General features: G+C 71.0%; 6 protein-coding genes. 2 read left to right on the top strand and 4 right to left on the bottom strand.

The annotated features are described in order from the left end of the window. The first annotated feature begins 148 nt into the window (after positions 1 to 148). Both ACFYXH_RS09795 and ACFYXH_RS09790 read left to right on the top strand, forming a co-directional pair. Positions 149 to 931: an SDR family oxidoreductase gene (locus tag ACFYXH_RS09795; RefSeq protein ID WP_389561558.1), complete on the top strand. Its 783-nt coding sequence runs from the start codon at positions 149 to 151 to the stop codon at positions 929 to 931. A 236-nt stretch (positions 932 to 1,167) separates the two neighbouring features. Beyond that, entirely contained in the window at positions 1,168 to 2,757 is a 1,590-nt protein-coding gene (locus ACFYXH_RS09790; RefSeq protein WP_389561557.1) for a sodium:solute symporter family protein, read from the top strand. Between the two features lie 101 nt (positions 2,758 to 2,858). On the opposite strand, the gene ACFYXH_RS09785 is transcribed toward ACFYXH_RS09790, so the two are convergent. From ACFYXH_RS09785 to ACFYXH_RS09770, 4 genes are all read right to left on the bottom strand, one after another. Next, positions 2,859 to 3,974, bottom strand: a complete 1,116-nt coding sequence (locus tag ACFYXH_RS09785) for an ADP-ribosylglycohydrolase family protein (RefSeq protein WP_389561556.1) — start codon at positions 3,972 to 3,974, stop codon at positions 2,859 to 2,861. Positions 3,975 to 4,136: 162 nt separating this feature from the next. Next, on the bottom strand, positions 4,137 to 7,331 hold the full coding sequence (locus ACFYXH_RS09780) for a tetratricopeptide repeat protein (protein ID WP_389561555.1): 3,195 nt from the start codon (positions 7,329 to 7,331) through the stop codon (positions 4,137 to 4,139). A gap of 117 nt (positions 7,332 to 7,448) precedes the next feature. Continuing rightward, the gene (locus ACFYXH_RS09775; RefSeq protein ID WP_389561554.1) at positions 7,449 to 10,844 is read right to left on the bottom strand and encodes a tetratricopeptide repeat protein; all 3,396 of its coding nucleotides are present in this window, start codon (positions 10,842 to 10,844) and stop codon (positions 7,449 to 7,451) included. 59 nt (positions 10,845 to 10,903) lie between these two features. Then, a complete protein-coding gene (locus ACFYXH_RS09770) occupies positions 10,904 to 13,495 on the bottom strand; it encodes a bifunctional FO biosynthesis protein CofGH (RefSeq protein ID WP_389561553.1) in 2,592 nt (863 codons plus the stop codon). Positions 13,496 to 13,572 lie beyond the last annotated feature (77 nt).

Below are 13,572 nucleotides of genomic sequence, written 5' to 3'. Positions count from 1 at the left end.
CTCGCCACGCGTACCTTCGCCGTGCGTGTCCTCGCCGTGCGTGTCCTCGCTCACGATGTCCCCTCCCCTTCCTTCCTCTTCCTTCCGCCGACGCAGGGACCTACTCTGACGCCCCGTCAGAAGAACTGCCATAGCCGGGAGGGCCTTGATGTTGCTCAAGGGGAAGACCGTCATCGTCTCCGGGGTAGGGGCCGGTCTCGGCCATCAGATCGCCGCGACCGTCGTACGGGACGGGGGCAACGCGGTCCTCGGCGCGCGCACCGAGGCGAATCTCGTGAAGTCGGCCGAAGAGATCGACCCCGGCGGCACACACACCGCGTACCGCGCCACGGACATCACCGACGAGGCGCAGTGTGACGCGCTGACCGCGCTCGCCGTCGAGCGCTTCGGGCGGATCGACGCCGTCATCCATGTCGCCGCCTGGGACAGCTACTTCGGGGGACTGGCGGACGCGGACTTCGAGACCTGGCACGGAGTCATCGACGTGAACCTGCTGGGCACACTGCGGATGACCCGCGCCTGTCTGCCGGCGCTCAAGGAGCGGGGCGGCTCGGTCGTCATCATCGGTACGCAGTCGGCGGTGGCCGCGCCCTCACAGGTGTGGCAGGCGGCGTACGCGGCATCCAAGGGGGCGCTCACCTCGGCGATGTACTCGCTGGCGCGCGAGCTCGGCCCGGACCGAATCCGGGTCAACACGGTGCTGCCGGGCTGGATGTGGGGGCCGCCGGTGCAGGCGTACGTCCAGTTCACGGCACACACCGAGGGGGTGCCGGAGCCCGAGGTGCTCGGGCGGCTCACCGAGCGGATGGCGCTGCCCGAACTGGCCACCGACGGGGACGTGGCGGAGGCCGCGGCCTTCCTCGCCTCCGACCGGGCGCGGGCGATCACGGGCCAGTCGCTTCTGGTCAACGCGGGTGAGCTGATGCGGTGACGATGCGATAGCGCCCGTCGGCGCTCAACCCCCTTCCTCTCCGGGGCCCTTCGACCGGCCGCACGGGCAAATCACCGCCGTGCGGCCTTTTTCACCCCTCCGAGATTCATGGATATGAACAGAGGTCATTAACTCGAACAATTTTACTCGCCCTTGACCCTTCGAGTCGTTGTCGTGGCCGCGCCCATGGACACACCATGAACGGCGTTCACAAGGCGGACCCCAGGAGGGGGCACATGAACAGTCTCGACTGGACCGTGCTCATCGGTTACTTCGGTGTGATGGTCGCGATCGGCCTCTGGTCGCACAAGCGCGTTGACAACGTCAGCGACTTCTTCACCGCCGGCGGCAAGATGCCGTGGTGGCTCTCGGGCATCTCGCACCACATGTCCGGCTACAGCGCGGTGATGTTCACCGGCTACGCGGGCATCGCCTACAAGTACGGTGTCACGTCCTTCGTGACCTGGTCCCTCCCGATCGCCATCGGCATCTTCATCGGCGCCAAGCTCTTCGCGCCGCGCCTGAACCGGCTGCGGTCCAAGCTCCATGTCGCCTCGCCGCTCGAATACCTGAAGAACCGGTACAACCTGAAGACGCAGCAGGCCCTGGCCTGGTCCGGCCTGCTGCTGAAGATCGTGGACGTCGGCGCCAAATGGGCCGCCATCGCCACCCTGCTCTCCGTCTTCACCGGCCTCTCGCTCAACCAGGGCATCCTGATCACCGGCATCATCACCGGCATCTACTGCACGATCGGCGGCCTCTGGGCCGACGCCCTGACCGAGCTGGGGCAGTTCATCATCCAGCTGCTGGCCGGTCTCGCGATGCTCATCGCGGTCATGGGCAAGCTCGACGGCTTCAGCACGCTGTGGACGGTCTGGGACAAGCCGGAGCTCCAGGGGCACGCCGACGCGACCGCCGGACCGTACACGGTCACGTTCCTGCTGGCGTTCCTCTTCATCAAGACCTTCGAGTACAACGGCGGCATGTGGAACCAGGCGCAGCGCTACATGGCGACCGCCAACGCCCGCGAGGCCACCCGCTCGGCGCGGCTCTCCGCCATCCTGTGGTTCGTCTGGCCGCTGGTCCTCTTCTTCCCCATGTGGTGCGCGCCGCTGCTCATCGAGGCGAAGAAGCCGGACGCCTCCGACTCGTATGCGCTGATGACCGAGCAGCTGCTGCCGCACGGTCTGCTGGGCCTGGTCATCGTGGGCTTCTTCTCGCACACCATGGCCATGTGCTCCTCCGACGCCAACGCCATCTCCGCGGTCTTCACCCGGGACATCGCACCGGTGCTCTCCAAGAAGGCCAGGAGCTGGTCGGAGCGGGCCGGGCTGATCGCGGCCCGGCTGTCGACGATCTCCTTCCTGGCGCTGTCGATGGCCATCGCGACGCAGGTCAACTCGCCCACGTTCAAGGACATCATCACCGTCGTGATCAAGTGGGTGGCGGGACTGATGGGCCCGATCGCGATTCCGTTCATGCTGGGTCTGTTGCGTCCGTTCCGTAAGTCGGGACCGACCGCGGCGCTCACCAGCTGGGCGGCGGGCCTGATCGCCTTCTTCTTCCTCAACTACGAGATCGACGGCACGGCAAGGACCGATGTGGCCCTGCAGTACCAGGTCTCCGTACCGCTCGCGATCTCGCTGGTGCTCTACATCGCGATCGGCTTCCTCAAGCCGGAGGACACCCCCGAGCGGGACGCGGTCATCACCCGGATCAACACGGACGACGACGGCCCGGACGCGGGGCTCACCGCCCGGGCCGTGCCGGCGCCGGCGGAGCCCGCCGACGCGAAGGTGCTGGGCCGCGAGGGCGCGGACGGCTGACATACACCGGTACGCAGGAGGGCCCGGCTCCCGTGGGGGGAGCTGGGCCCTCCTGCGTACTCGGGCAGTCCTGCGTACTCGGGCCCTCCCGCGTACCGAACTCAGGTTCGCGGGTAGCGGGCCAGCCAGCCGGGTGCGGTCACCGTGGGGCCGTGCAGGGCCGGGCCCTGCGTCATCTCCATCGCGAAGTCGTCGGCGAGCTCCAGGATGGTGGCGCGGCCCTCCAGTTCGGAGAGCCAGGCGGGCGGCAGTGCGGTCTCGCCGTGCAGCGCTCCGAGCAGTGAGCCGGTCAGCGCGCCGGTGGTCTCCGAAGGGCCGTCGTGGTTCACGGCCAGGCGCAGGCCGTGCCGGATGTCCTCGCCGACAAGAGCGCAGTAGACAGCGATGGCTAGGGCGTCCTCGGCGTTGTGGCCGTCGCCGATGGAGGCGATCCTGGCGGGGCTCGGTATGCCCTGGCGTACGGCGCCGAGCGCGTGCTTGAGGCCGTCCGTGACGGGCTGGTGGCCGGGGCGCGAGGCCAGCTGGGCCAGGGCGCGCTGCACGGAGCCGTCGAGGGTCTCGCCGCGGGCCAGACCGTGCACGATGACGGCGAGCGCGCCGGCGGAGAGATACGCGGTCGGATGGCCGTGGGTCTGGGCCGCGCACTCCACGGCGAGCTGGCACACCAGCTGCGGCTCCCAGCCGACGAGCAGCCCGAACGGCGCGGAGCGCACCAGTGCGCCGGCGTCGCGCGCGGAGGGGTTCTTGGGTGCTTCGAGCGTGCCCATGTTCTCGTCGCCGAGCCCGGTGAGACAGGCCGCCGCGGGTTCGCGGCGGGTGTAGAGCCACTCCTCGCGGGCGAGCCAGCCATTGTCCTTGCGGCGCTCGTCGGGGCCCCAGTCGCGCTGGGTGGCCGCCCATCTCAGATGTGCGCGGTGCACATCGGTGGGCGGGTGCCAGGCGCCGGTGTCGCGGCGCACCTGGGCGCGTATCAGCCCGTCGACGGTGAAGAGGGTCAGCTGGGTGGCGGAGGTGACAGCGCCGCGGCGGCCGTGGGCGGGCACGAAGTCGCTGACGGCCTCCGGGCCGTGAGCCTCGCGTATCTCCTCGATGGTGAGCGCGGAGACTCCCGCGCCGAGCGCGTCGCCGATGGCGCCGCCGAGCAGGGCCCCGCGCACCCGCGCACGGAAGTCCTGCTGCTCGGCACGGCCCCAGACGGCCGTGGCTGCTGCGCTCACCGCGCGTCCCTCCCTGGGCTCCCGAACGTCGAACATATGCCTGGCGCAGCACTGTAATCGACCCGGATCGGTCGGTTCAGAGGCCGGAACGGGATCGCCACGGTATGTGGACAGAAGGGCTTCTGGTCTGCTTTGACCGCTTTGGTCGGCGGGTGTCACCACTCAGTCAGTGGATGTCACCGCATCATCGGTGGATGTCACGGCTCCGTCGGTGGATGTCACCGCATCCTGTGTCTCGATGAGGCCGCGCAGCGACGACTCCAGCCCGGCGGTGTCCCCGCCCAGTTCCCGGTACCGCTCGAGATCGGCGAGGGCCTGTTCCCGCCGGCCGGTGGCCAGCTGCACCGCGGCCCGGCGTCCGTACGCCCAGCTGTACGCCGGATCGAGCGCGATCGCCCGGTCCAGCTCCGTCCGTGCCTCCTCCAACCGCTCCAGGTCCTGGAAGGTCGCGCCGCGCTCGGCGGCGATCCATGCCTTGTCCGGCTGGAGTCCCGCCGCCTGCGCCAGGTCCGCCAGCGCCTCCTCGAACCGGCCGAGCCCGCGCATTGCCTGGCCACGGCTGCCGGCGACCCAGCCGTCGTCGGGGGTCAGCACGGCCGCGCGGTCGTAGTCCGCGATCGCCTCCTCGTACCGCTCCGCGCGCCGGTGGGCCTCCCCGCGCAGCGTGAGATGGACCGCGTGATCCGGCGCGAGGGTCACCGCCCTGTCGAGGTCGGCGAGTTCACCGTCGAGATCTCCGAGCGCCCGCCGCACCCCGGCCCGTACCGACAGGGCGAACGTGTCGTCGGGATCCAGCTCGAGCCCGCGGTCCAGGTCCGCCAGCGCCTCCTCGTAGCGGTGCATCCGCTCGTAGGCCCGGCCCCGGGAGACATGGGCATAGCCGTAGTCCGGGGCGAGTGCGAGGGCCCGGTCGTAGTCCGCGAGCGCCTCCTCGTACCGCTCAGCCAGCTGGTGCGCGTAGCCTCGCTGCGCCAGCGCCCACTCCTTGAACCGCGCGCTCGCGACCGCCCGGTCCAGGGCCGCGAACTCCCCCGCGCTGTCGCCGCGTTCCCGGTGGATCTCGGCCAGCCTGATCAGCGCCCACACATACTCCGGAGTCAGCTCCACCGCACGACCCAGGTCCGCCAGCGCCTCCTCGGTCCTGCCCAGCGCCTGCTTGGCCATGGCGCGGCTGCCCAGCGCCCAGGAGTAGGCCGGGTCGAGCGCGAACGCCCGGTCGAACTCCGCGATCGCCTCCTCGAACCGCCCGTCGTGCCGAAGGATCTCGCCCCGCTCGCCGACGACCCAGGGATTGTCCGGATCGAGCGCCCCGGCCCGGTCGATGTCCGCGAGCGCTCCTTCGGTGTCCGCGAGCGCACGCCGCACCTGCGCCCGCCGCACCAGCGACCACACATGGCCGGGCTTGACCTCGAGGGCCCGGTCCAGATCCGCCAGTGCTTCCTCGTCGCGCCCCATCGCGTGCCTGGTCAGGGCGCGGCTGGAGAGCGACCAGGTGTCGTCGGGTTCGAGTGCGAGCGCCCGGTCGAACTCGGCGACGGCCTCCTCGGACCGCCCCGCGAGGCGGTAGGTCTCACCCCGCCCGTAGTACGCCCGCCGGCACTGCCCGTCCAGGGCGATCGCCTGCTGGTAGTCGCGCAGCGCCTCGTCGTACCGGCCGGTGTTGCGGCGGTCCCGCCCCCGGATCACCAGGGCCGCCACCCGCCCCTCGTCGTCCAGTTCGCCCCGGGCCAGCATCAGCCCCAGCACCTCCGCACTCCGGTGCTGCTCGTCCTCGAGCGCGGCGAGGCAGTCCCTGCCCCAGGTGCGCAGTACACCGCTGTCGCCGTCGCCGCCCGCGTCCGCGACGGTCTGCGCCCAGAGGCGGGCCGGCACCGTCCCTGCGTCACAGGCGTCGATCCCCTCCCGCAGCACCATCGGCAGCGCCGTCCGCGGCTGCGCGCACAGCAGGTGATACGTCTCCTCCAGCTTCAGCTCGCGCCAGGCCTCCTGCCGCCAGCGCTCGTCCGGCTCCAGACCCTCCCCGGCGGCCGCCCGCCACCCGGCGAACGCCTCCGCCAGCCGGGTGTGCCCGGTGCGCCAGCGCTGCGGTGAGCTGTTGCGCTGCAGCCGCAGCATCGGCTCCCGTACGACGTCGTGGTACTGGGCCCGGCCGCCGCGGTCGCTCACGAACGGCATCTCGCGCAGCCAGCCGAAGAGTCCCGCCCCGTCCCCTTCGACTCCGACGTCGACGGCCGCCCGGAAGACGTCCTCGTTCAGGCGGCGCGGCAGCGCGCCCTCGAGCGCCGCGGACCGGCGGACCGGATCGCTCTCCCACTTCAGGAAACGCTCCACGGCGGTGGCGCTGGGGTCGTCCACGCGGCCCGGGTTCCCAGCGCTGCCGGCGTTCTCGACGAGGCCGGCGGCGAGGGTGGAGACAAGAACCGGAAGCCGGCCGGAGAGCATCAGCACCTCCCGTACCACCTTCTCGTCCTCCACGCCCTTGGCGGTGAGGAACTGGCGGGCCTCGGACTCGGTGAAGGGGGCGAGCGGGAGGTCCGTCACGAAGTCCACGCAGTCGGCCCAGCAGTTGGGGTCGAGCGGCCGCTGCCCGGCCGTCGTGACGACGACCTGGGCGGGCGGTGAGCCGTACCGGTCGGTGGTCATCAGATCGCGCAGCCAGGTGTCGAGGAACGGCCCGGTGCGTTCGTACGTGTCGAAGAAGAGCGTGAACCACGGAACGTCGGCCGCCACCCGTTTCAGCTCGGTGACCAGGACGGGGGTGAGGGCTTTGAGCGGTTCGAGGACCAGCTGTACGTCCTCCTGCTTGCCGAAGCGCGCGCTGAGGGCGGCCCGTAAGTGGTCGGCGCCCCGGGCCAGTTGCGCGGGGTCGACGGCCCCGGCGAGCGAGCCGATGCCCGGCACCGTGCCCAGTGCGACGAGGCCCGTCTGGGCTGCGACCATGCTGCCCGCGGAGGGCGGCTGCGGCTGACCGTCCGACACCGCGGTGGACAGGGCCTCCGCCTCGTAGCGCCGCTGACGGTAGGTCGCGAGGAGCCGGTCCAGCGCCTTCAACTCATGGCCCTGCTGGGCGAATTGGGCACTGAGCGCCGCCAGCGCCTCCGGCACGCTGTTCACGGTCTCGTCCATGGTGGCGGTGAGCGCGCGGCGCTCGCGGGCCGTCTCCACCAGTTCGCGTACGAGGGAGGACTTGCCGACGCCCGCGTTGCCGTGGATATGGAAGATGAAGCGGTGCCGGACGTCCAGCGGCGAAACGTCGAAGTTCTCCCGGAACAACGCGATTTCACCACGGCGTCCCACGAATCCCGCGCGCCTGCGCATCTTGATCAGCTCGTGCACCGACGGGCGTGCCGACCCCATGGTCCCCCTTCGAATAATCCCCCTCCACGGTCCGGGACCAGTCTGTCAGCCCGTCGCGGCATGCGGAACGAAGTCCCCGGGCGCGGGCACGATGGACCTGGGAAGGAGGTCAACGCCCTACCCGTCCGAGGCGTCGGCGGGCGCCAGCGCCGCCGTGGCCTCGGCGAGCCTGCTGCGGAACCTCTCCAGATGTCCGGTGTCCGCCCCCGGACAGCCGAGGAGTTCCGTCACCGCGTCGAGCGCGTCCGCCGGGTCCTCCCAGGCCGGATCTCCGGCCAGGAACTCCTCCAGGAGGGCGTCTGCCCTCTCCCACTCGCCCTGCCCGCAGAGGACCACCATCAGTTCGCCGGCCTCGGTACAGGTGAGTGCCGCCGGGTCGGCACGGGGGTAGTGCCGTTCGGCGTCCCTCCACAGCTCCGCGGCCTGCTGTACGCCCTGGGTACGGCTGACCACCAGCGCGAGATAGTACGAGCCTTCGCTCGGCTCCTCGCTGAGAAGGCGCTCGGCGGCTTCCCTGGCCGGCTCGAAGCGCCCGGCCAGCCGACACGCCTCGGAGCGCAGCCCCAGGAAGTCGACAGGCTCTGCACCCTCCCGCTCGGCCAGGTCCAGTGCAGTCAGGGCCTCTTCCGGGCGGCCGAGGAAGAGCAGCGCCGAGGCCCTCTTGCGGTGCACCCAGGCGGAGCCGGACCCTAGTTGGAGACAGCGGTCGAGGCCGGCGAGGGCACGCTGAAGCCGCCCGGTGGTCAGGTCCAGTGCCGCCCGTCGTATGTACGCCCAGACATACTCGGGATCCGCATCGATCGCCCGGTCCAGATCCGCGTACGCCTCCTCGAACCGTCCCATGGCTCTGTGGACCCCACCGCGGTCGGCCAGGATCCAGGCCTCCGCCGGCTGCAGTTCATCTGCGCGGTCGAGATCCGCCAGCGCCTCCTCGTACCGGCCCAGGGCACGTCGGGTCTGGCCGCGGCTGCCCAACGCCCACCCGTAACCGGGATCGAGGACGATCGCGCGGTCGAAGTCCGCCAGCGCCTCCGGGTAGCGACCCGCTACCCGGTGCGCCTCGCCGCGCTCCGCGAGTGTCCAGGCGTTGCCGGGTTCGATCTCCACCGCCCGGTCCAGATCGGCGCGTTCACCGTCGGCGTCGTCGAGCGCGCGGCGGACCCTGCCGCGCTCGACCAGCGCCCACGCATACTCGCCGTCGAGGTCCAGTGCATGGTCCAGGTCAGCCAGGGCCTGCGCGAACCGGCCGGCCTCGCGATGGGCCCTCCCGCGGCCGGCGAAGGCGAAGGCGTAGTCGGGGGCGCGCTCGATCGCGACGCCGTAGGCCGCGATCGCCTCGTCGTACCGGCCGTCCAGCCGATAGGCGTCCCCGCGCTGCCCCGGGATCCACGCGGTGTCCGGGCTCAGCTCCTCGGCCCGGTCCAGATCCGCCAGCGCACCCGGAATGTCCCCGAGACGCCCCCGGGCCTGGGCCCGCCTGACCAGCGCCCATGGGTAGTCGGGGTCCAGCTCGATGGCTCGGTCGAAGTCCACCAGCGCCTCGGCGTACCTGCCCCGCTGCTGGTTCGTCTGGCCGCGGCTGGCGAAGGACCAGGCGTCCGTGGGATCGAGCTCCAGAGCACGGTCGAGGTCCGCGACCGCCTCCTCGAACCGGTCCGCCATCCGTTGCATCTCGCCGCGCTCCCTGATGATCCACCAGGTGTCGGGCCGCAGTTCGTCGGCCCGGTTCATATCGGCCAGGGCCAGGTCGAACTCGCCGAGCGCCTGGCGGGTGAGCCCGCGGCCCAGATACGCCCTGGCCCGCCCGGGTTCGAGCGCGATGGCACGCTCGTAGTCGAGGAGCGCCGCCGGATACTCCTGGGCGTCACGCAGGTCCCGGGCCCGCGCCACCAGGGCGCTCACCTGGCCCTCGGTATCGAGCCCGGCACGGGAGAGCAGCAGGCCCAACACTCGTATCGTGCCCCGCTTTTCGTCCGCGAGGGCGGCGAGGCAGTCCTTGCCCCACTGCCTGAGCACGTCCGCATCGGCGTCCTCGCCCGCTTCCGCAAGGACCTGTGCCCAGCGGCGGGCCTCCGCCGTGCTGTCGTCGCACGCGTCCACACCGTCCCGCAGGACCGTCGGCAGCGCGCCCTGCGGCTGGGCACACAGCAGGTGGTACGACTCCTGGAGGCGCAGCTCGCACCAGCGCGCCTGCTCCCACAGTTCCTCGGGGTCCACCCCGGCTCCAGCGGCCTCCCTCCAGCCGGCGAAGGCTTCGGCGAGCCGGGTGTGCAGTGAACTCCAGCGCTGCGGCGAGCTGTTGCGCTGCAGACGCAGCATCGGATTGCGTACGACATCGTGGTACTGGGCGCTGCCCCCGCGGTCGGACACGAACGGCAGCGACCGCAGCCAGTCGAAGAGTCCGGCCGCGTCCGCCTCAACCGCCGCCCGGAAGACATCCTCGTTGAGGCGCCGCGGCAGGGCACAGGCCAGGGCAGCCGCACGCCGGACCGGGTCCTGCTCCCATTTGAGGAAGCGGCCGACGGCGGTGGCGCTCGGATCGCCGACGTCAGCGGGATCGGCGGGCTGGTTCTCGGCGAGGGTGGACACCAGGACCGGCAGCCGGCCGGAGAGCCGCAGCACGTCCTGTACCACCCCTTCGTTCACCACACCCTTCGCGGCCAGGAGCTGGCGGGCCTCGGACTCGGTGAAGGGCTCCAGCGGCAGATCGGCGACGAAGTCCATATGGTCGGCCCAGCAGCCGGCGTCGAGCTGCCGCTGCCCGGCCAGCGTGACGATGACATTCGCGGGCAGCGCGCCATACCGCTCAGTGGTGATGAGATCCCGCAGCCACGTATCGAGGAAGGGTCCGGTGCGTTCGTACGTGTCGAAGAAGAGCGTGATCCACGGTACGCCGGCAGCGAGCCGGGCCACCTCCGCCACCAGAACCGGGGTGAGGACCTGAAGCGGGTCCATCACCAGCTGTACATCCTCCTGATTACGGAAGCGCGCACTGAGCGCGGCCCGCAACCGGTCGGCGCCCTGGGCCAGATGGGCCGGGTCGACGGCCCCGGCCAACGCGCCGATTCCGGGCACCATACCGAGCCCGACGAGACCCGCCTGGGCGGCGGCCATCGACCCGGCGGACGGGCCCGGGGGCTGCTGCGGGTCGAGCACCGCGGCGGACGCCGACTCCGCCTCGTACCGCCGTTCGCGGTAGGTCGCCAGCATCCGCTCCAGGGCCTTGAGATCGTGCCCCTGCCGGGCGAAGTGCGCGCCGATCGCCGCCATCGCCTCGGGCACGCTGCTCACGGCCTCGTCGACATAGGAGGTGAGCGCCTTGCGTTCACGGGACGCTTCTTGAAACTGCTGGACGAGAGAGGTCTTTCCTACGCCCGCATTGCCCCGGATGTGGAAGATGAAGCGATGCCGTTCGTCCTCCGGAGGGAAGGCGAAGTTCTCCCGGAACAGCGCCAGTTCATCGCGGCGCCCCACGAATCCGGCGCGCTTGCGGCGCCGGATGAACTCCTGCATGGATGGTCCGTCTGCCCTCACCGCATCAGTCTGCCAGCGGAACGCCGGATCCGGGGCGGCTAGTCCCCCAGTACGGGAAGGAGTTCGGGCAGGTGCCCGTCGGAGGCGGTGGCCGCCTGCTGTCGCTCCTGCGGCACCTCGCCGTACAGCGTCGTACGCGGCTTCGCCGGGCGGCCCGCCTCCTCCGCGATGGCGATCAGGTCCTTGATGGAGCGGTACGAGCCGTAACTCGAGCCCGCCATCCGGGAGATGGTCTCCTCCATCAGCGTGCCGCCGAGGTCGTTCGCGCCGGAGCGGAGCATCTCGGCCGCGCCCTCCTGCCCCAGCTTCACCCAGCTGGTCTGGATGTTGGTGATGTGCGGGTGCAACAGCAGCCGGGCCATCGCCGTCACAGCGCGGTTGTCGCGGCTCGTCGGCCCCGGCCGGGCGATGCCCGCCAGATAGACGGGCGCATTGGTGTGGATGAAGGGCAGCGTCACGAACTCCGTGAAGCCGCCGGTCTCCTGCTGGATCTGCGCGAGCGTACGGAGGTGGCCGAGCCAGTGCCGGGGCTGGTCCACATGTCCGTACATCATGGTCGAGCTGGACCGGATACCCAGCTGGTGCGCGGTCTTGACGACCTCGATCCAGGTGGCCGTGGGCAGCTTGCCCTTGGTGAGAATCCAGCGGACCTCGTCGTCCAGGATCTCCGCGGCCGTCCCCGGGATCGAGTCCAGGCCCGCCTCCTTGGCGGCGGTGAGCCACTCGCGGATCGAAAGACCGGTCCTGGTGGCACCGTTGACGACCTCCATCGGCGAGAAGGCGTGCACATGCATGCCGGGGACGCGCTCCTTCACGGCGCGCGCGATGTCGAAGTACGCCGTGCCGGGCAGGTCGGGGTGGATGCCGCCCTGCATGCACACCTCGACCGCACCGACCTCCCACGCCTGCTCGGCGCGGTCGGCGACCTGGTCGAGGGAGAGGGTGTACGCGTCCGCGTCCGTACGCCGCTGGGCGAAGGCGCAGAAACGGCAGCCCGTGTAGCAGACATTGGTGAAGTTGATGTTGCGCGTGACGATGTAGGTGACGTCGTCGCCGACCACGTCACGGCGCAGCTCGTCCGCGATCCGGGTGAGCGCGTCCAGCGCCGGCCCGTCCGCGTGCAGCAGCGCGAGCGCCTCGTCGTCGGTGAGCTTGGTCGGGTCGTCGGCGGCCGTCGCGAGCGCGGCGCGTACATCCGTATCAACACGGGACGGCACCATGCCGGGCACGGCTGCCTCCCGCAGCGCCTCCCAGTCCCCGTACACCTCGTCGAAGTCGTCGCGCCGGTCGGAGGTCCGGCCTTCCGTATCGATCGTGCGGTGCAGATCGGTCCGCCCGGTGGAGGTGAACCCTTCGTCGGGCTCCTGCCACGGGTGCCCCTCGACACGGGCGTCCTGGTTCGCCAGCCCGGTCTCCGGATCGGCGAGCGCGCGGACATGCGGCAGCAGCCGCGGGTCCAGCCAGGGCTCACCGCGCTGAACGAACTCCGGGTACACGCAGAGGCGCTCTTCGAGCCGGAAGCCCGCCGCCGCCGACCGCTCGGCCAGCTCGTCGATCTGCGGCCAGGGCCGCTCGGGGTTCACATGGTCGGGCGTCAGCGGCGAAACCCCGCCCCAGTCGTCGATGCCGGCGCCGATGAGGCGTGCGTACTCGCCCGCCACCAGGTTCGGCGGCGCCTGGAGGCAGGCGGAGGGCCCCATGATGTGCCGGGCGACGGCGACGGTGGCGACGAGCTCGTCCAGCTCGGCGTCCGGCATACCGCGCATCGCCGTGTCCGGCTTGGCGCGGAAGTTCTGCATGATCAGTTCCTGAATGCCGTGGTACGCACGGGCGACGCGCCGCAGCGCGAACAGCGAATCGGCGCGCTCCTCGTACGTCTCGCCGATCCCGATCAGCAGCCCGCTGGTGAAGGGCACGGAGCTGCGCCCGGCATCCTCCAGCACCCGCAGCCGGACGGCGGGCTCCTTGTCCGGCGACCCGTAGTGCGGCCCGCCCGGCTCGCTCCACAGCCGGGTCGCCGTGGTCTCCAGCATCATGCCCATGGAGGGCGCGACCGGCTTGAGCCGCTGGAAGTCCGTCCACGACATGACGCCGGGGTTGAGATGCGGCAGCAGCCCGGTCTCCTCCAGGATGCGGATCGCCATGGCCCGTACGTACGCGATGGTGTCGTCGTAGCCGTGCGCGTCGAGCCACTCCCGGGCCTCGGGCCAGCGGTCCTCGGGCTTGTCCCCGAGCGTGATCAGCGCTTCCTTGCAGCCCAGTTCGGCCCCCCGCCGGGCGATGTCGAGGACCTCGTCCGGCGACATGAACATCCCGTGGCCCGCACGGCGCAGCTTGCCGGGGACGGTGACGAAGGTGCAGTAGTGGCACTTGTCGCGGCACAGCCGGGTGAGCGGGATGAACACGCTCTTCGAGTACGTGATGACACCGGCGCGGCCCGCAGCCTCGAGCCCGGCGTCCCGCACCCGCGCGGCGGACGCGGCGAGGTCTTCGAGATCGTCTCCCCGCGCCTGCAGCAGCACGGCGGCCTCGGTGACGTCCAGCGCTACGCCGTCCCTGGCTCGCTTGAGGGCGCGGCGCATGGCGTTCTCGGTGGGGCGTACGGGGCGTACGGGCTGGTGATCCGTCATGGACCGAGCATACGAGCGCGAAGGGAAGTAGCTGACCTCGGGCGGAGGGGCACGGCCGAGGGGTGATGACCTGAGTA

The organism is Streptomyces sp. NPDC002730 (genome assembly GCF_042888805.1).
Taxonomy (GTDB): Bacteria; Actinomycetota; Actinomycetes; order Streptomycetales; family Streptomycetaceae; genus Streptomyces.
Note: the sequence above shows the minus strand (reverse complement) of the source record. Positions and strands in the feature narration are given on the sequence as shown.